18 protein-coding genes are annotated in these 17,393 nt (G+C 64.9%); 16 read left to right on the plus strand and 2 right to left on the minus strand.

Features of this window, described 5'->3' with window-relative positions; all coding sequences use genetic code 11:
- Positions 1–110 precede the first annotated feature (110 nt).
- The 8 genes from AC1RQP_RS36615 (at position 111) to AC1RQP_RS36650 (ending at position 7,198) form a co-directional block, all read left to right on the plus strand.
- A complete protein-coding gene (locus AC1RQP_RS36615; RefSeq protein ID WP_492942214.1) occupies positions 111–1,091 on the plus strand; it encodes a tripartite tricarboxylate transporter substrate binding protein BugD in 981 nt (326 codons plus the stop codon).
- A 188-nt stretch (positions 1,092–1,279) separates the two neighbouring features.
- Positions 1,280–2,074: a thymidylate synthase gene (locus AC1RQP_RS36620; RefSeq protein WP_492942216.1), complete on the plus strand. Its 795-nt coding sequence runs from the start codon at positions 1,280–1,282 to the stop codon at positions 2,072–2,074.
- A 5-nt stretch (positions 2,075–2,079) separates the two neighbouring features.
- Complete coding sequence (locus AC1RQP_RS36625; RefSeq protein WP_239626315.1) at positions 2,080–2,565, plus strand: GNAT family N-acetyltransferase; 486 nt, start codon at positions 2,080–2,082, stop codon at positions 2,563–2,565.
- Positions 2,565–3,098 carry a dihydrofolate reductase gene (locus AC1RQP_RS36630; RefSeq protein ID WP_492942218.1) on the plus strand — a complete coding sequence of 178 codons (534 nt, stop codon included), beginning with the start codon at positions 2,565–2,567 and terminating at the stop codon, positions 3,096–3,098. Before AC1RQP_RS36625 ends, AC1RQP_RS36630 begins: the two co-directional genes overlap by 1 nt.
- A 128-nt stretch (positions 3,099–3,226) precedes the next feature.
- A complete protein-coding gene (gene hflK / locus AC1RQP_RS36635; RefSeq protein ID WP_271530818.1) occupies positions 3,227–4,366 on the plus strand; it encodes an FtsH protease activity modulator HflK in 1,140 nt (379 codons plus the stop codon).
- Positions 4,363–5,259 (plus strand): protease modulator HflC, encoded by an 897-nt coding sequence (gene hflC / locus AC1RQP_RS36640; RefSeq protein WP_239626309.1) that lies wholly within the window; start codon positions 4,363–4,365, stop codon positions 5,257–5,259. The genes hflK and hflC overlap by 4 nt, the downstream gene beginning before the upstream one ends.
- A 71-nt stretch (positions 5,260–5,330) precedes the next feature.
- Positions 5,331–5,537 carry a DUF2065 domain-containing protein gene (locus AC1RQP_RS36645; RefSeq protein ID WP_028177121.1) on the plus strand — a complete coding sequence of 69 codons (207 nt, stop codon included), beginning with the start codon at positions 5,331–5,333 and terminating at the stop codon, positions 5,535–5,537.
- 143 nt (positions 5,538–5,680) lie between these two features.
- Positions 5,681–7,198, plus strand: a complete 1,518-nt coding sequence (locus AC1RQP_RS36650) for a Do family serine endopeptidase (RefSeq protein ID WP_239626307.1) — start codon at positions 5,681–5,683, stop codon at positions 7,196–7,198.
- A gap of 95 nt (positions 7,199–7,293) precedes the next feature.
- On the opposite strand, the gene serB is transcribed toward AC1RQP_RS36650, so the two are convergent.
- On the minus strand, positions 7,294–8,199 hold the full coding sequence (serB, locus tag AC1RQP_RS36655) for a phosphoserine phosphatase SerB (RefSeq protein WP_492942221.1): 906 nt from the start codon (positions 8,197–8,199) through the stop codon (positions 7,294–7,296).
- A gap of 10 nt (positions 8,200–8,209) precedes the next feature.
- Here serB and miaA point away from each other — a divergent pair, with 10 nt between their 5' ends.
- The 7 genes from miaA (at position 8,210) to ilvC (ending at position 15,427) form a co-directional block, all read left to right on the plus strand.
- Positions 8,210–9,151 (plus strand): tRNA (adenosine(37)-N6)-dimethylallyltransferase MiaA, encoded by a 942-nt coding sequence (gene miaA / locus AC1RQP_RS36660; RefSeq protein WP_492942223.1) that lies wholly within the window; start codon positions 8,210–8,212, stop codon positions 9,149–9,151.
- 425 nt (positions 9,152–9,576) lie between these two features.
- Positions 9,577–11,352 carry an acetolactate synthase 3 large subunit gene (locus AC1RQP_RS36665; protein ID WP_492942225.1) on the plus strand — a complete coding sequence of 592 codons (1,776 nt, stop codon included), beginning with the start codon at positions 9,577–9,579 and terminating at the stop codon, positions 11,350–11,352.
- 24 nt (positions 11,353–11,376) lie between these two features.
- Positions 11,377–11,919 (plus strand): acetolactate synthase small subunit, encoded by a 543-nt coding sequence (gene ilvN, locus AC1RQP_RS36670; RefSeq protein ID WP_028177127.1) that lies wholly within the window; start codon positions 11,377–11,379, stop codon positions 11,917–11,919.
- Between the two features lie 3 nt (positions 11,920–11,922).
- Complete coding sequence (locus tag AC1RQP_RS36675) at positions 11,923–12,618, plus strand: class I SAM-dependent methyltransferase (RefSeq protein ID WP_492942228.1); 696 nt, start codon at positions 11,923–11,925, stop codon at positions 12,616–12,618.
- A gap of 170 nt (positions 12,619–12,788) precedes the next feature.
- Positions 12,789–13,664 carry an EamA family transporter gene (locus tag AC1RQP_RS36680; protein WP_492942230.1) on the plus strand — a complete coding sequence of 292 codons (876 nt, stop codon included), beginning with the start codon at positions 12,789–12,791 and terminating at the stop codon, positions 13,662–13,664.
- A gap of 7 nt (positions 13,665–13,671) precedes the next feature.
- Complete coding sequence (locus AC1RQP_RS36685) at positions 13,672–14,274, plus strand: LysE family translocator (protein ID WP_492942232.1); 603 nt, start codon at positions 13,672–13,674, stop codon at positions 14,272–14,274.
- Between the two features lie 133 nt (positions 14,275–14,407).
- Positions 14,408–15,427 carry a ketol-acid reductoisomerase gene (ilvC, locus tag AC1RQP_RS36690; RefSeq protein ID WP_257176015.1) on the plus strand — a complete coding sequence of 340 codons (1,020 nt, stop codon included), beginning with the start codon at positions 14,408–14,410 and terminating at the stop codon, positions 15,425–15,427.
- Between the two features lie 273 nt (positions 15,428–15,700).
- Here the strand turns inward: ilvC and AC1RQP_RS36695 are convergent, their stop codons facing one another.
- The gene (locus AC1RQP_RS36695) at positions 15,701–16,321 is read right to left on the minus strand and encodes a hypothetical protein (protein WP_492942234.1); all 621 of its coding nucleotides are present in this window, start codon (positions 16,319–16,321) and stop codon (positions 15,701–15,703) included.
- 107 nt (positions 16,322–16,428) lie between these two features.
- Here AC1RQP_RS36695 and AC1RQP_RS36700 point away from each other — a divergent pair, with 107 nt between their 5' ends.
- Positions 16,429–17,082, plus strand: coding sequence for a TetR/AcrR family transcriptional regulator (locus AC1RQP_RS36700; protein ID WP_492942236.1), 654 nt, complete (start codon positions 16,429–16,431; stop codon positions 17,080–17,082).
- The last annotated feature ends 311 nt before the right edge of the window (positions 17,083–17,393 follow it).

The following is a 17,393-nucleotide window of genomic DNA, read 5'->3' on the forward strand; positions in this document are numbered from 1 at the left end:
CCTGCGTCGGCGCGCCGCATTCGGAAGTCGAATCGACTTGTGTGACGGCTTCGTGAAATGAAAATAGCGGCCTTTGGGCCGGTAGTTTGCTTGTGTCCAAGGGGATCCACATGACCTTTCTTCGCGCGCTCACGGGCGCATGTGCCGCAGCGCTTGCCTCGCTGGGCGCCTTCATCGCGCCGGCCGAGGCGCAGACCTACCCGACGCGCAGCATCACGATGATCGTGCCGTTCGCGGCCGGCGGACCGACCGACGTCGTCGCGCGCATCGTCACCTCGCACATGGCGCAGACACTGGGACAAAGCATCATCATCGAGAACGTCGTCGGCGCCGGCGGCACCACCGCGACCACGCGCGCCGCGCGCGCGGCCAATGACGGCTATACGCTGATCACCGGTCATATGGGCACGCATGCCGCATCTGTGCCGCTGTATCCGAAGCTCGCCTACCATCCCGAGAAGGACTTCGAGCCCATCGCGCTGCTCGCGGGCACGCCGATCCTGATCCTCGCGCGCAAGGACTTTCCGCCGAAGGACCTGAATGAGTTCGTCGCCTATGTGAAGGCGAACGCCGATAAGGTGAACGCCGCGCATGCCGGCGTCGGCTCGGTCTCGCATGTCTCCTGCGAATTGCTGCACTCCATCCTCGACATCAAGCCGGTCGGCGTGCCCTTCAACGGCACGGGACCTGCGATGAATGCGCTGGTCGGAGGCCAGGTCGATTACATGTGCGACCAGATCGTCAACGCCGTGCCGCAGATCAACGCCGGCACCATCAAGGCCTATGCAATCGCAACGCCGGAGCGCAATCCGTCGCTGCCGAACGTGCCGACGACGGCCGAAGCGGGCCTGCCGAAGTTCCAGGCCCAGGCCTGGAACGCGATGTTCGCACCCAAGGGAACCTCGCCGGCGGTCGTGGCGAGCCTGAACGCTGCGGCCATCAAGGCGCTCGATGACGAGACCGTGCGCAAGCGCCTGCTCGAGCTCGGCAGCGTCATCCCGGGCCCCGCCGAACGGACGCCGGAATCGCTGGCCGCCCTCGTCAAGAACGAGATCGCGAAGTGGACCCCGGTGCTCAAGCCGGCAACTTAGGCAATGCGATCAAGCCGATAGGCTGGAAGGGCGGGACGCAGGTTCCGCCCTTGTCGTTTGTGCCGGGACCGCTCATTTTTCCGGGTATAATCGCGACAGACAGCGAATCGCTGCTGTCGCAGCATGGGGGCGGCCGCTAACTTCGCCGCCTCCCCCAGAGGCTGCCGTCTTCCTAAGGTTTTTGGCACATGCACCAGTATCAGGACCTGCTCGAGCGGATTCTTTCAGACGGCGCCGAGAAGACCGACCGGACCGGTACCGGCACGCTTTCCGTGTTCGGCCACCAGATGCGCTTCAATCTGTCCGCCGGCTTCCCGATGCTGACCACCAAGCGGCTGCCGCTGAAGGCGATCGTGCACGAGCTGTTGTGGTTCCTGAAGGGCGACACCAACATCAAATATCTGCGCGACAACGGCGTCACCATCTGGGACGAATGGGCGGACGCCAATGGTGATCTCGGCCCGGTGTACGGCCATCAATGGCGCTCCTGGCCCACGGCCGACGGGCACAGCATCGACCAGATCGCCAATGTCGTCGACATGATCAAGCGCACTCCCGATTCCCGCCGGCTGATCGTCACCGCCTGGAATCCGGCCGACGTCGAGAAGATGGCGCTGCCGCCCTGCCACCTGCTGTTCCAGTTCTACGTCGCGAATGGCAAACTGTCCTGCCAGCTCTATCAGCGCTCGGCCGACGTCTTCCTCGGCGTGCCCTTCAACATCGCCTCCTATGCGCTGCTCACCATGATGGTGGCGCAGGTCACCGGGCTGAAGCCCGGCGACTTCGTGCACTCGCTCGGCGACACCCATCTTTATTCCAACCATCTGGAGCAGGCGAAGCTCCAGCTCACGCGCGCGCCGCGCGCGCTGCCGGTGATGCGCATCAACCCTGATGTAAAGGACATCTTCTCCTTCCGCTTCCAGGATTTCGAGCTCGTCGGCTACGATCCGCATCCGCACATCAAGGCGGAAGTCGCGGTCTAGCGCAGATGTCGTTGGCCATCCGTCGTGTCCAGGCTGGAGAAGCCGGCCTCGTTCTGTCCTTCATCCGCGAGCTTGCCGAATACGAAAAGCTGTCGCACGAGGTGGAGGCGACCGAGGCTGACATCGCCGACGCGCTGTTCGGTGAAAGGCCGCAACTCTATTGCGCGATCGCCGAGTGGAACGGTGAGCCGGTCGGCTTCGCGGTGTGGTTTGCGAATTTCTCCACCTTCAGCGGCCGCCACGGCATCTATCTCGAAGATCTCTACGTGCGGCCGTCGCATCGGGGCAGGGGCCTCGGCAAGGCGCTGCTGGTCTATCTCGCCAGGGAATGCGTCGAGAACGGCTGGTCGCGCCTGCAATGGGCGGTGCTCGACTGGAACGCGCCGTCGATCGCGTTCTACAAGTCGCTGGGCGCCGTCATGATGGACGACTGGACGCTGTGCCGCGTCACCGGGCCTTCGCTGAGGCGGCTTGCCGGGAGTGCGCCCTGATGGAGATCGTCTTCGTCGTCGCGATTGCGGAGAACGGCGTCATCGGCGCCGGCAACGCCATTCCGTGGCGATTGAAATCCGACATGGCGCGCTTCAAGGCGCTCACGATCGGCAAGCCGGTGATCATGGGTCGCAAGACCTTCGAATCCCTGCGCCGGCCGCTGCCGGGCCGCACCAACATCGTGATCACGCGCGATGCGGCTTATCGTGCCGCCGGCGCCGTCGTCACGACATCGGCTGCGGATGCGGAGGCGGTCGCGCGCGGCGATGCCCTGCGGCGTTCGGTCACTGAGATCGCCGTGATCGGCGGCGCCGAGATCTACCGGCAATGGCTCGATCGCGCCGATCGCCTCGAAATCACCGAAGTGCATGCGCGGCCCGAAGGCGACACGCGTTTCGACATCGACAAGGCCGGGTGGGAGGAGACCACGCGCATGCGTCATCCTGCCGGACCCGACGACAGCGCCGACTTCTCCTATGTGACATATCGTCGGCGGGCGGCCATTAACCGCATTCGCCAATGTTTACATTGACTTTTTCGTGCCCGAGCATAGCTCGGAAGACGGCCCGGGTTGCGTTGTAAGGGACCTGCCTGTCCCCTATAAAGCCGGACCGGACAAAGCGGGCGGGGGCAATTCGACCCTGCCGAGGAGATCATCGAATGCCGTGGAAGAATCAGGGCGGTGGCCCATGGGGCTCGGGTCCAAAGGGACCATGGGGCTCAGGCCCGCAACCGGTTGGGCCGAGGCCGCCGGATCTGGAAGACCTTCTGCGGCGCGGCCAGGACCGCCTCCAGCAGATCATGCCGGGCGGCTATTTCTCCGGCATCGGTATCACGCTGATCATCCTGCTGATCGTTGCATTCTGGCTGCTGTCGGGCTTCTTCCGCGTGCAGTCCGAAGAGCTCGGCGTCGTGCTGCGCTTCGGCAAGCATGTCCGCACCGTGCAGCCGGGCCTGAACTATCATCTGCCATATCCGATCGAGACCGTGCTGCTGCCGAAGGCGCTGCGCGTCAACACCACCTCCATCGGCATGACGCTGATCGACGATCCGGCGCGGCGCGGCCGCTCCATTCGCGACGTGCCTGAAGAGAGCCTGATGCTGACCGGCGACGAGAACATCGTCGACGTCGACTTTACCGTGCTCTGGCGCATCAAGCCGGACGGCGTCGGCGACTTCCTCTTCAACATCCAGAATCCCGAAGGCACCGTGAAGGCGGTCGCCGAGAGCGCGATGCGCGAGGTGATCGGCCGCTCGCAGATCCAGCCGATCCTGACCGGCGCGCGGAACGTGACCGAGCAGAACGTGCACGAACTGATCCAGAAGACCCTGGATAGCTACGGCGCGGGTATCCAGATCAGCCAGGTGCAGATGCAGAAGGTGGATCCGCCGGCGCAGGTGATCGATGCCTTCCGCGACGTACAGGCGGCGCGCGCCAATCTCGAGCAGCTGCAAAACGAAGCCCAGACTTACGCCAACCAGGTGGTGCCGCAGGCGCGCGGCCGTGCCGCGCAGATCCTGCAGGCTGCCGAAGGCTACAAGGAGCAGGCGGTCGCCGAGGCCAAGGGCCAGAGCGCGCGCTTCCTGAAGGTCTACGACGAATACAAGAAGGCGCCCGACGTGACGCGCGAACGGATCTATCTGGAAACCATGGAACGCGTGCTCGGTGGCGCGGACAAGCTCATTTATGACGGCGGCAGCGCCTCGGGGCAGGGCGTCGTGCCCTATCTCCCGCTTCCCGAACTGACGACCAAGCGGCCGCCTACCACCGGTCCGCAGTCGAGCGGAGGCAGCCGATGAGGTCCCCGGTTACAGGTTTCGTCACGCTGCTCGGGCTGCTTCTGGTCCTGATCGTAGCCTACATGTCGCTGTTCACGGTGCAGCAGACCGAGCAGACGATCGTGCTGCAGTTCGGCCGGCCCGTCGACGTCGTCACCGCGCCCGGCCTGCATTTCAAGGCGCCGTGGAATTCGGTGATCAACATCGACAAGCGGATCCTCGACCTGGAGAATCCGTCGCAGGAAGCGATCGCGTCCGACCAGAAACGGCTCGTGGTCGACGCCTTCGCGCGCTACCGCATCAAGGATGCGTTGCGCTTCTATCAGAGCATCGGCTCGATCCAGGCTGCCAACGTCCAGCTCACCACGCTCCTGAACGCGGCGCTGCGCCGCGTGCTCGGCGAGGTCACCTTCATCAACGTGGTGCGCGACGACCGCGAGAAGCTGATGCAGCGCATTCGCGACCAGCTCGATCGCGAGGCCGACGGCTACGGCATCGAGGTCGTCGACGTCCGGATCCGCCGCGCCGACCTGCCGGATCAGAACAGCCAGGCGGTCTACCAGCGCATGAAGACCGAGCGCGAGCGCGAGGCCGCCGAGTTCCGCGCGCAGGGCGGTCAGAAGGCGCAGGAGATCAAGTCCAAGGCCGACCGCGAGGCCACCGTGATCGAGGCAGAAGCGAGGTCGCAGGCCGACCAAACGCGCGGCATTGGCGACGCCGAGCGCAACCGCCTGTTCGCCGAGGCTTACGGCAAGGACCCCGACTTCTTCGCCTTCTACCGGTCGATGACGGCCTATGAGAACGGGCTCCGTTCGAACGACACCCGCTTCCTGCTGCGACCGGATTCGGATTTCTTCCGGTACTTCAGCAACCCGTCCGGCAAGATGGCGACCGAGACGCCGGCGAAGCCGTAAGCTAGACAAGGGCGGCCGGTCTGGCCGCCCTTCGTCCAGACAAGAAAGTATAGCGGGGAGGTTCCATTCCGATGAGGTCCATTGCGTTCGCCGACTTCCTCATCGGCCTAGGCATCCTGTTCGTGCTGGAGGGCTTGATGTTCGCGGCCAGTCCCAACTGGATGCGCAAAGCCATGAAGAGCGCCATCGCTACGCCGGACAACGTGCTGCGGGCGGTTGGGATCGGTTCGGCCGTGGCCGGTCTGGTCCTGATCTGGGTTATCCGGCGCCCAATTTAGGGCATCAGGCCAACGCCAAAGTGAAGGCGCCAGACCGGTTTTCGTCGTATTGTCGGTGTCTTGAGGCCCGTTAAGCTCCGCGCTTGCGCCGTGCCCCCGTTCGAGCGCAGTCTGGCGCCGAATCCCTTTGCCTGGAGATCACAATGACCGCTGCCACCACTGCCCCGTCCCGCTCGCGCCGTTGCGTGCGACTTGGTGTGCGAATTGGGCTGGCCGCGCTCGCCGTCGGTGCTTTCAGCGCGTTCGGCACGCCGGCCCATGCGCGCGGACCGGATGGCATCGCCGACGTCGCCGAGAAGGTGATCGACGCGGTCGTCAACATCTCGACTTCGCAGACGGTCGAGGCCAAGGGCGGCGGCGGCAGCAACACCATGCCGCAACTGCCGCCCGGCTCGCCGTTCGAAGAGTTCTTCGACGACTTCTTCAAGAACCGCCGGGGTCCCGGTGGCGGCAGCAAGGGCGGCGACAACCCGCCGCGCAAGACCAACTCGCTCGGCTCCGGCTTCATCATCGACGCATCAGGCGTCGTCGTCACCAACAACCACGTCATCGCGGACGCCGACGAGATCCACGTCATCCTCAACGACGGCACCAAGATCAAGGCAGAGCTGGTCGGCGTCGACAAGAAGACCGATCTCGCCGTGCTCAAGATCAAGCCGCCGAAGCCGCTGGTCGCGGTCAAGTTCGGCGACTCCGACAAGCTGCGTCTGGGCGATTGGGTGGTCGCGATCGGCAACCCCTTCAGCCTGGGGGGAACGGTGACCGCCGGCATCGTCTCGGCCAAGAACCGCGACATCTCATCAGGACCATACGACAGCTACATCCAGACCGACGCCTCCATCAATCGCGGCAATTCCGGCGGTCCGCTGTTCAACCTCGACGGCGACGTCATCGGCGTCAACACGTTGATCATCTCCCCATCCGGCGGCTCCATTGGCATCGGCTTCGCCGTGCCGTCGAAGACGGTGGTGGGCGTCGTCGATCAGCTCCGCCAGTTCGGCGAACTGCGCCGCGGCTGGCTTGGGGTGCGCATCCAGAGCGTCACTGACGAGATCGCCGAGAGTCTCAACATCAAGCCGGCGCGCGGTGCGCTGGTCGCCGGCGTCGACGACAAGGGTCCGGCCAAGCCCGCCGGCATCGAGCCCGGCGACGTCGTCGTCAAGTTCGACGGCAAGGACGTCAAGGATCCGAAGGACCTGTCCCGCGTCGTCGCCGACACGGCGGTCGGCAAGGAGGTCGACGTCGTCATCATCCGCAAGGGGCAGGAAGAGACCAAGAAGGTCACGCTCGGCCGCCTCCAGGACCCCGAAAAGGTGCAGGCCGCGGTGAAGACCGACGAGCCCGCGCCCGAGAAGCCGGTGACGCAGAAGGCGCTTGGCCTGGACCTCGCAGCGCTCAGCAAGGATCTGCGCGCGCGCTACAGGATCAAGGACAGCGTCAAGGGCGTGGTCGTCACCAATGTCGACGCCAATTCGGACGCGGCCGAGAAGCGCCTGTCCGCCGGCGACGTCATCGTCGAGGTGGCGCAGGAGGCCGTTTCCAGCGGTGCCGACATCCAGAAGCGGGTCGATCAGCTCAAGAAGGACGGCAAGAAATCGGTGCTGCTGCTGGTCTCCAACGGCGACGGCGAGCTGCGTTTCGTGGCGCTGAGCGTGCAGTAACTTCATCCGTCATTCCGGGGCGATGCGAAGCATCGAACCCGGAATCTCGAGGTTCCGGGTCTGGTGCTTCGCACCATCCCGGAACGACGATTGTGTCAGCCCTCCACGAACTCCTCCCGCCGATATCCCTGCGCATAGAGCAGCGCGGTGAGATCGCCGTGATCGATCCGCGCGGCCGCGGCCGCCGCCACCGCGGGCTTGGCGTGATATGCGACGCCCAGCCCTGCCGCCTGGATCATCGCAAGATCATTGGCGCCGTCGCCGACTACGACGGAGTCGATGTCGTCGAGATCGAACGACTCCATCAAATCCACCAGCGTCGCCAGCTTTGCGGCGCGGCCGAGGATCGGCTCCTTCACTTCGCCGGTGAACTTGCCGTCGCGCACGACGAGTTCGTTGGCACGGTTCTCCTGGAAGCCGATCCTGGCGGCGACCGCGGTCGTGAAAAGCGTGAATCCGCCGGAGACGAGGCAGGTGTAGGCGCTGTTCGCGCGCATGGTCGCGACCAGTGTTCTGCCGCCCGGCGTCAGCGTGATGCGCCTGGCCAGCACCTCGTCGACCACGCTTGCGGGCAGGTCCTTGAGCAGCGCGACGCGCTCGCGCAGCGCCGGCTCGAACTCGATCTCGCCGCGCATCGCGCGCTCGGTGATGGCGGCGACATGCGCCTTCACCCCGACGAAATCGGCGAGCTCGTCGATGCATTCCTGGCCGATCATGGTGGAATCCATGTCGGCGAGAAAAAGCTTCTTGCGCCGGGCGCCGACTGGCTGCACGACGATGTCGATGGGCAGGTCGCCGCGGAGGTCGCGCAACCGCTGCTCGATGGCGTGTCGGTCGCCTTCGAGGTTACTGTCGGTGCCGAAGGGGATGTCGACCGCAACCCCGTCGAACAGCCAGTGCGCGGGCGCCGCCTGTGGCAGCACGGCGCGGGCGCCGTCGACGATGGTCGAGTCGAGCGCGGGATTGTCGGGGTTGCAGATCAGCGTGGCAACGAGGGACATTGAGGTTTTCGTGAGCGAGGGGCATTCAAGCAAGGCCGTGCTTATCGCAGGCCCGACCGCCAGCGGCAAGTCGGCGCTGGCGCTCGAGCTTGCGCTCGCCGCCGGCGGCGTCGTCATCAATGCCGATTCCATGCAGGTCTACCGCGACCTCCGCATCATCACGGCGCGGCCGACGGCGGCGGACGAGGCGCTCGTGCCGCATCGCCTCTACGGCCATGTCGATGCCGCCGTGAATTTCTCGGCGGGTGCCTGGGTAAGCGACGCGGCGAAGGCGCTCGATGAAGCGAGGGCTCAAGGCCGCCTGCCGATCTTCATCGGCGGCACAGGGCTCTATTTCAAGGCTCTGACGGCCGGCCTCTCCGTGGTGCCGCCGATTCCTGCCGAGGTGCGCGACGATGTGCGTGCGCGGTTGGAACGGAACGGCGTCGAGGCGCTGCACGCGGAACTTGCGCGCCGGGACCCAGCTGCCGCCGAGCGATTGAACCTGCGCGACCGCACGCGGATTGCGCGCGCGCTCGAGGTGATCGAGGCGACCGGGCGTTCGCTGCTCGACTGGCACCGGGAGGGACAGCCACCGCTGCTGCCGAAGGACAGTTTTCGCGCTGTGTTTCTCGCGCCCGAGCGGGACGAGCTCTATGCCCGCATCGATGCCCGCTTCGACGCCATGTTGGGAGCCGGCGCGTTGAGGGAAGTCGAGCGGCTCGCCGCCCGACACCTCGATCCGCTGCTGCCGGCGATGAAAGCCCATGGCGTGCCGGCCTTGATCCGGCATCTGCGCGGCGAGTTCGGCCTGGAGGAGGCCGCCAGCATTGGCCGCGCCGACACCCGACACTACGCCAAGCGGCAGTTCACCTGGTTCCGGCACCAATTGCCGGAATTCGAATGGATGAGGCCGGGTGCGGCGCGGGGATGGCTCGCGGCCATCGTCAGTGCGGTCCGGGACCCCAGCTGACCGTCATTCCGGGGGGCGCCAGGCGAGAACCCGGCATCTCGGGATTCCGGGTCTGGTTATGCGGACCGTCCGAATGACGATCCGCGTGGGCAGGCGACACGCTTTTGCGCCGGGTTCCCGAATTTACCTCTCGCCGAACTGCGGGAACACCGCTACACTGCCAAAATCGCGCGGGAACGGCCGCATTGCCTTGACATCCGGGCTTTGGCCGCTATGTTTCGCGCAACCTTTGGGAAGCCGATCGCCTGCCATGCGTAATATTATTACCAAACTCCTTATCGCCGTCGTACCCAGGCACACCGCCGGGGATGGCTAGCTGCCATCCACAAGACAGGCGGTGTGCATGGGCCCTCTTCGGGGCCTTTTTTATTTCCCGAACCCGACACGAACGAAGCCGCTGACAACAGCGCATCCGGAGCAAGCCAATGAGCGACAAGAGCCACGATCCGAACCAGATGACCGGCGCCGCGATGATCGTCCGCGCGCTCATCGATCACGGCGTGACCGACATTTTCGGCTATCCCGGCGGCGCGGTGCTTCCGATCTATGACGAGATCTTCCAGCAGAGCGAGGTCCAGCACATCCTGGTCCGACACGAGCAGGGCGCGGGCCATGCCGCCGAGGGCTATGCGCGTTCGACCGGCAAGCCCGGCGTTGCGCTCGTGACCTCCGGCCCCGGCGCGACCAACATGGTGACGCCGCTGACGGATGCCCTGATGGACTCGATCCCGCTGGTCTGCATCTCAGGCCAGGTGCCGACGCATCTGATCGGCAATGACGCGTTCCAGGAATGCGACACCGTCGGCATCACCCGTCCCTGCACCAAGCACAATTGGCTGGTGCGCGACGTCAACGATCTCGCCAAGGTGCTGCACGAAGCCTTCTATGTCGCGACCTCCGGCCGGCCCGGCCCGGTGCTGGTCGACGTGCCCAAGGACGTGCAGTTCGCGACCGGCACCTATCACCCGCCGCGCAAGTCCGACGTGCACCGCTCCTATGCGCCGCGCGTGAAGGGCGATGCGACGCAGATCCGCAAGGCCGTGGCGCTGCTGGCCAATGCCAAGCGCCCCGTGATCTACAGCGGCGGCGGCGTCATCAATTCCGGCCCCGAGGCGACCAAGCTCTTGCGCGAGCTGGTCGAGGTCACCGGCTTCCCGATCACCTCCACGCTGATGGGTTTGGGGGCGTACCCGGCCTCGGGCAAGAACTGGCTCGGCATGCTCGGCATGCACGGCACCTACGAGGCCAACATGACCATGCATGATTGCGACGTCATGCTGTGTGTCGGCGCGCGCTTCGACGACCGCATCACCGGCCGCGTCGATGCGTTCTCCCCGGGCTCGAAGAAGATCCACATCGACATCGACCCGTCCTCGATCAACAAGAACATCCGCGTCGACGTGCCGATCATCGGCGATTGCGGCAACATCCTCGGCGACATCCTCCAGGTGTTCAAGGCGGAGGCGAAGAAGCCCGACATCAAGAGCTGGTGGCAGCAGATCGCGCAGTGGCGCGCCCGCAACTCGCTCTATTACAAGAAGAGCAACGACGTCATCCTGCCGCAGCATGCGATCCAGAGCCTGTTCGAGGCCACGCGCGGCAAGGATACCTACATCACGACCGAGGTCGGCCAGCACCAGATGTGGGCGGCGCAGTTCTACGGCTTCGATGAGCCGCATCGCTGGATGACGTCGGGCGGTCTCGGCACCATGGGCTATGGCCTGCCGGCGGCGGTCGGCGTGCAGGTTGCCCATCCCGACAGTCTCGTCATCGACATCGCGGGCGATGCCTCGGTGCAGATGACGATGCAGGAGATGTCGACGGCGGTGCAGTACGAGCTGCCGATCAAGATCTTCATCCTGAACAACCAGTACATGGGCATGGTGCGGCAGTGGCAGCAGCTGCTGCACGGCAACCGCCTGTCGCATTCCTACTCGGAAGCGCTGCCGGATTTCGTCAAGCTCGCGGAAGCCTATGGCGCCGTCGGCCTCCAGGTGCACAAGCCCGCCGATCTCGAGGGCGCCATCCAGGAGATGATCTCGGTCAAGCGCCCCGTGCTGTTCGACTGCCGCGTCGCCGCGCTGGAGAACTGCTTCCCGATGATCCCCTCCGGCAAGGCGCACAACGAGATGCTGTTGCCGGAGCAGGCCAATGACGAGGCGACCGCGAAGGCATTCGCCGGCGGCAAGGCGCTGGTGTGACGAGCGACATTTGAGGGGACGACAATGAACCAGCCCGCATCCGCCTATTTCATCGAGGACCGCCACGATCCCAACGAGACGCACACGCTTGCGGTGCTCGTGCAGAACGAGCCGGGCGTGCTCGCGCGCGTCATCGGCCTGTTCTCGGGTCGCGGCTACAACATCGAGAGCCTCACGGTCTCGGAGACCGAGGCCCAGAAGCATCTGTCGCGAATCACCATCGTCACCACGGGTACGCCGATGGTGATCGAGCAGATCAAGCACCAGCTCGATCGCATGATCCCGGTCTACCGCGTCGTCGACATGACCCTGACCAGGCGTTCGATCGAGCGCGAGCTGGCGATGGTCAAGGTGCGCGGGCAGGGCGAGCACCGGGTCGAGGCGCTCAGGCTGGCGGATGCATTCCGCGCCCGCGTGATCGACGCCACCACCGAGAGCTTTGTGTTCGAGATCACAGGCAATACGGACAAGATCAACCAGTTCATCGACCTGATGCGCCCGCTCGGCCTTGTCGAGGTGTCGCGCACCGGCGTCGCCGCGATCGGTCGCGGACCTGAAGGGATGTGAGCCATGTTGGCGCGCGACTGGTACTACAACGAGCGGAACCGGATGGGAATCGAGCCCGCGGTGGCATCGATCTACGACAGCCATGACGATGCCGATCTGCTGGCGCGCGCCGCGCTGAAAATGCTCGGTGTGCAGCGCGGCTGGCGTATCGCCGATATCGGCTGCGGCAACGGCGTGCTCGCCACCGAAGCCGCGCTGATGGGCGCCGAGGTCGACGCCATCGACATCTCGCCGGCGATGCTGGCGCTCGCCGAGATCTACGCCCGCGACCGCAAGGCCCCGGTGCGCACCCAGTCGGCGGGCCTGCTCAGTTTCGCCTACCGGCCGGCCTCCTATGACCTGATCGTCAGCGAGTTCACGCTGCACCATCTGCCGGATTTCTGGAAGGCGGTGGCGATGTCGCGGATCTATCGCGCACTGAAGCCGGGTGCGAGCTTCTACCTGCGCGACATCGTCTATACCGCGATGCCCGACGCGGTCGAGCGTGACGTCGAGCAGTGGGCCGACTTCCAGATCAAGAACCACGATTTCGCGCGGGAGAGCGTGGTGACGCATATGCGCGACGAATATTCCACCTTCGGCTGGGTGATGGAGCGGATGCTGACCGACGTCGGCTTCACGCTGGTCTCGGCCGACTACCATGCACCCATGCACGGCACCTATCTGGTGCGCAAATCGAAAGCCGGCGAGCAAGGCTGAAGCTGTGAGAGCAAGCTGCAACTACGTCGTAGCTGCGCTCCCTCCCCCGCTTGCGGGGGAGGGTCGGGGAGAGGGTATCTCCACAAGCGAGAACCTCCAAGAGAAGAAAGCCCTCACCCGCGCCTTCGGCGCGACCTCTCCCGCAAGCGGGAGAGGTTAGGGAGTCTGGAATGAAGCCGGCCGACATCCTCATCGCCGTCACGGTGGCGATCATCTGGGGACTTGCCTTCGTGGCGAGCCGGATCGTGCTCGACGAGCTGTCGCCGGAGTTGATGACGGCGCTGCGCTTCACCATTGCCGCGGTGCCCTGCCTGTTCATTCGCAAGCCGAAGATTGCCTGGTCGCTCCTGATCGCGATCAGCTTCACGCTGTTTCTCGGCCAGTTCCTGAGCCAGGCCTATGGCATCGCCCATGGCGTTCCGGTGGGCTTGACCTCCGTCGTGGTGCAAAGCCAGGCGCTGTTCACCATCGGCCTTGCCGCGCTCGCCTTCGGTGAGCGGCCGACGCCGGTGCAGACGCTGGGCATCGTCGTTGCCGCTGCGGGCCTGCTGATGATCTGCGGCACCGTTGGCTATGATTTCAGCGTCGCGGCGTTCGCGGTGCTGATGATCTCGCCGCTCAGCTTTGCGGTCGGCAATCTCCTGCTGCGCAGCGCCCGCGGCGTGCCGATGTTCGATCTGTTCGCCTGGCTCTGTCTCGCCGCGGCGGTGCCGCTGTTCGCGCTGGCGCTGATCGCCGATGGGCCGGCGCCGACGTGGACGTCGCTGACGCACCTATCGCTGACGTCGGCGCTCTGCATGCTGATGCTCGGCGGCATCTCCACCAGCATCGCCTATTGGCTGTGGGGCCGCCTGTTGCGCGACTATCCCGCCGCGCAAGTAGTGCCGTTCGCGCTGCTCGTGCCGTTCGTCGGCTCGGCCGCCTCCAGCATTGTGTTCGGCGAGCGGTTCGGACCGTTGCGCCTCGCCGGCATGCTGACCGTGATCGGCGGCATCGCCGTGATGGTGCTGGCGAAGCGCCCGCAAGTCCTGCCCAAGATCGCGTGAGGTGAATATGACCTACTCGCTGTTCTACGCCTTCCTCGCCTTCATGGCGGTGATGTACTTCACCCCGGGGCCGAACAACATCATGTTGTTGTCCTCCGGCCTGACCTACGGCTTCCGGCGCACGATCCCGCACATCGTCGGCATAGTCATCGGCTTTGCCTTCATGATCGCAGCCGTCGGCCTCGGGCTCGGCACCGTGTTCCTGGCCTATCCGATCCTCCAGACCGTCCTGAAATATGCCGGCGCCGCCTACCTGATATACTTGGCCGCCGTGATCGCGATGTCCGGTCCGGCGAAGCCGGGCGAGGAGAAGGCGCGCGGCCCGATGACCTTCTGGGGCGCGGCGATGTTCCAGTGGATCAACGCCAAGGGCTGGGTGATCGTGATCGGTACCATCACCGCCTATGCCGCGATCGCTCAATTCCCGCTCAACATCGCCATCCAGACCGTGATCAGCCTCGTCGTCGGCACGGTCTCGACCGTGGTCTGGGCCCTGTTCGGCACTGCGCTACGGCCGGTCCTGACCTCCGAGCGGCTGGTCCGCGCCTTCAATATCCTGATGGCGGTCCTGCTGCTCGCTTCCCTCTACCCCGTTTTCATGGATGCATGATGTCGCGGATTTCCATGCAGAAACGGGTTTCCCTCAGGGCTGAAAATGCTCTAGACAGCCCCCGAAATCCGCAAATTTCACCCTTCGGACACTGACCATCGGCCGATTTTCGGCCCTGAACGAGGAAACGACCATGCGTGTTTACTACGATCGCGACGCCGACCTGAACCTGATCAAGGGCAAGAAGGTCGCCATCGTCGGCTATGGCAGCCAGGGCCACGCCCATGCGCTCAACCTGAAGGATTCCGGCGTTAAGGAAGTCGCCATTGCGCTGCGCAAGGGTTCGGCCTCGGCCAAGAAGGCCGAGAACGCCGGCTTCAAGGTGATGGAAGTCGCCGAAGCCGCCAAATGGGCCGACCTCGTCATGATGCTGACTCCGGACGAGCTCCAGGGCGACATCTACCGCGAGCACCTGCACGACAACATGAAGAAGGGCGCCGCCCTGGTGTTCGCGCACGGCCTCAACGTCCACTTCAACCTGCTCGACCCGCGCGCAGACCTCGACGTGCTGATGATCGCGCCGAAGGGCCCCGGCCACACCGTGCGCTCGGAGTATCAGCGCGGCGGCGGCGTGCCCTGCCTGATCGCGATCGCCAAGGACGTCTCGGGCAACGCCCATGACCTCGGCCTGTCCTACGCCTCCGCCATCGGCGGCGGCCGCGCCGGCATCATCGAGACCACCTTCAAGGAAGAATGCGAGACCGACCTGTTCGGCGAGCAGGTCGTGCTCTGCGGCGGCCTGGTCGAGCTGATCAAGGGCGGCTACGAGACCCTGGTCGAAGCCGGCTACGCGCCGGAGATGGCCTATTTCGAATGCCTGCACGAAGTGAAGCTGATCGTCGACCTGATCTATGAAGGCGGCATCGCCAACATGAACTACTCGATCTCCAACACCGCCGAATATGGCGAGTACGTCACCGGCCCGCGCATCATCACCGACGAGACCAAGAAAGAGATGCGCAAGGTTCTGGCCGACATCCAGGGCGGCAAGTTCGCTCGCGACTGGATGCTCGAGAACAAGGTCAACCAGACCTCGTTCAAGGCGACCCGCGCCAAGCTCGCTCAGCACCCGATCGAGGAAGTCGGCGCGAAGCTGCGCGACATGATGCCCTGGATCAAGAAGGGCGCGCTGGTCGACAAGAGCAAGAACTGACGGCTGCGCCGTCATTCCGGGGGCGCGAAGCGCAACCCGGAATCCAGAGGTTGTTGATCGAGATTCCGGGTTCGCGCTTAGCGCGCGCCCCGGAATGACGAGCGAAATTCAAGCTTCGCTCGTCAAGCCAAATCTTGGACCTTGGCGACTATGGTCGAGCGAGATCGCAAATAGCGGTCTCGCTCTTTTCATCTCGGCGAGACATTGCTCTCTCGTTCTTTCCGCGACCTGAAGCACTTGAGCGGCTCGGCTCCTGCCAAACACGGCGTCGCTTCAGCCCGCCGGGACGGTCTGCCCACGCGGATGGCGGGCCATCGCGATCATGCGCAGCGTCAGCACGATCAGGAGCGGAACGAGGAAAGCGGTATAGAGCGGCATCGCCGGCACGCGCTTGCCGAACGACACCATGAACTGGAACCATAGATAGTAGCCGCCTACGAGGTGCAGCGCGCGCCAGGCGCGCGAGCCGATCAGCGCGGCGGTGCGGTCCAACGAAGTCGCGCTCATGGCGATGATGAAGGCATAGCCGATGCCGCCAAAAATGTAGGAGGCGGCCGAGGTGGCGTCCGCAAAGCCAGCCGGATCCATGTTGGCAAAGATGACGATCGCCACCCCGTGGATCGCGTGGGAGGCCGCAAAGCTCAAACCCAGATAGCGGCGGTTGCGACGCTGCCAGCGCGTCCAGGAATTGGGCCAGAGTTGCGCCAGAGCCGCGGCGCTGAAGGCAAGGCAGAACAACAGGAGCGAGCTTCGCGCCGTGAAGCGGATCACCATGCGGACGCCCTCGACCTCGAACTGCCGCATCGAGGCGATCCAAAGGCTGAGCGCGATCAGGCTCAAGGAGAGGGCGGCAAGCAGCCGCCAGCCTTCGAACGAGCTTCGATGTCGTGACATGGGGCGGTCTCCTCTTTATGTAATCATCGATTACATTTGGACGGGGCGCTATCGTCAATGGTGTAATCATTGCTTACATTCACGTTCGAGTGAGCCTAGAATGGTCTATGCCCTTCCGTCAGCCCTCCAAGCCGCGCGCCCGTCGCCCCGCAGCCGAATCCCGGCCGTATCACCACGGCGACCTCCGCCGCGTGCTGATCGATGCTGCGCTGCAACTGGCCGCCGAAGGTGCCGAGGTCTCCGTCCGTGAGGCCGCGCGCCGAGCAGCAGTGTCGCCGGGAGCGCCGTTCCGGCACTTTCCGACCCGCGACGCGCTGATGGTGGCAGCAGCCGAAGAGGCGCAGCGGCGCTTTCGTGCCGAGATCGAGACGTCGCTGGCGCAGGCTCCGGCCGCCGATCCGCTGGCCCGCTTTCGCGCCTTTGGCCTCGCTTACCTGCGCTGGGCGATGCGCAACCCCGCGCATTTCGAGATCATCTCGACCGGGCGCTATTTTGCCCATGGCAGCTCACCGGAGCTGACGCGGGACAATGCCGAGCTGGTCGCGCTGACCGAGCGGATGCTGACCGACGCCGCAGAGCAGGGCCTGCTACGGTCGGCCGACCTCAAGCGCGTCCAGATCGCCGGCCGCGCCCTGGTCTACGGCTTCGCTCGGATGAATCTCGACGGCCACTTTCCGCGCTGGGGCGTGGAGGAGAGTGAGATCGAGCGAATGGCCGAAGGGGTGCTCGACCTGTTCATCGCCGGCATCACCAGGGGTTAGGAACGGCGCGATACCGCACTGGCCAGAATCCCGTTTCTTTTGCGGTGGCGGGCGCTGCCTCAAATCCATTCGAGATGCCTGTAGCTCCGCCGGCCGGTCAGTGTGGACGGCATTCCACCGCGAGCCTCTCGGGCGCTGGGTCGCGCCAGACGCCGGCTCCCGCATTGAGCGAAGGGCGGACGATGGTCCGCGTTGCCTGTCCTTGACCATTCCGTTACAGTTTTGTGACACGGTGCAGGCTTCCGGCTGCGCCGGACGCCCTGACCCGCCGGTCAGACGTGTCACCGGGCCGGACTTGAAGTTTAGCGTAT

The organism is Bradyrhizobium sp. GW821-FHT13H06 (assembly GCF_058803975.1).

Coding starts and splice junctions, on each gene's coding strand:
- AC1RQP_RS36695 (WP_492942234.1), bottom strand. CDS start 16,321: ATGTCACGACATCGAAGCTCGTTCGAAGGCTGGCGGCTGCTTGCCGCC.
- AC1RQP_RS36685 (WP_492942232.1), top strand. CDS start 13,672: ATGACCTACTCGCTGTTCTACGCCTTCCTCGCCTTCATGGCGGTGATG.
- ilvN (WP_028177127.1), top strand. CDS start 11,377: ATGAACCAGCCCGCATCCGCCTATTTCATCGAGGACCGCCACGATCCC.
- AC1RQP_RS36630 (WP_492942218.1), top strand. CDS start 2,565: ATGGAGATCGTCTTCGTCGTCGCGATTGCGGAGAACGGCGTCATCGGC.
- AC1RQP_RS36650 (WP_239626307.1), top strand. CDS start 5,681: ATGACCGCTGCCACCACTGCCCCGTCCCGCTCGCGCCGTTGCGTGCGA.
- AC1RQP_RS36680 (WP_492942230.1), top strand. CDS start 12,789: ATGAAGCCGGCCGACATCCTCATCGCCGTCACGGTGGCGATCATCTGG.
- hflC (WP_239626309.1), top strand. CDS start 4,363: ATGAGGTCCCCGGTTACAGGTTTCGTCACGCTGCTCGGGCTGCTTCTG.
- AC1RQP_RS36665 (WP_492942225.1), top strand. CDS start 9,577: ATGAGCGACAAGAGCCACGATCCGAACCAGATGACCGGCGCCGCGATG.
- AC1RQP_RS36620 (WP_492942216.1), top strand. CDS start 1,280: ATGCACCAGTATCAGGACCTGCTCGAGCGGATTCTTTCAGACGGCGCC.
- AC1RQP_RS36625 (WP_239626315.1), top strand. CDS start 2,080: ATGTCGTTGGCCATCCGTCGTGTCCAGGCTGGAGAAGCCGGCCTCGTT.
- AC1RQP_RS36675 (WP_492942228.1), top strand. CDS start 11,923: ATGTTGGCGCGCGACTGGTACTACAACGAGCGGAACCGGATGGGAATC.
- ilvC (WP_257176015.1), top strand. CDS start 14,408: ATGCGTGTTTACTACGATCGCGACGCCGACCTGAACCTGATCAAGGGC.
- serB (WP_492942221.1), bottom strand. CDS start 8,199: ATGTCCCTCGTTGCCACGCTGATCTGCAACCCCGACAATCCCGCGCTC.
- AC1RQP_RS36700 (WP_492942236.1), top strand. CDS start 16,429: ATGCCCTTCCGTCAGCCCTCCAAGCCGCGCGCCCGTCGCCCCGCAGCC.
- AC1RQP_RS36615 (WP_492942214.1), top strand. CDS start 111: ATGACCTTTCTTCGCGCGCTCACGGGCGCATGTGCCGCAGCGCTTGCC.
- AC1RQP_RS36645 (WP_028177121.1), top strand. CDS start 5,331: ATGAGGTCCATTGCGTTCGCCGACTTCCTCATCGGCCTAGGCATCCTG.
- hflK (WP_271530818.1), top strand. CDS start 3,227: ATGCCGTGGAAGAATCAGGGCGGTGGCCCATGGGGCTCGGGTCCAAAG.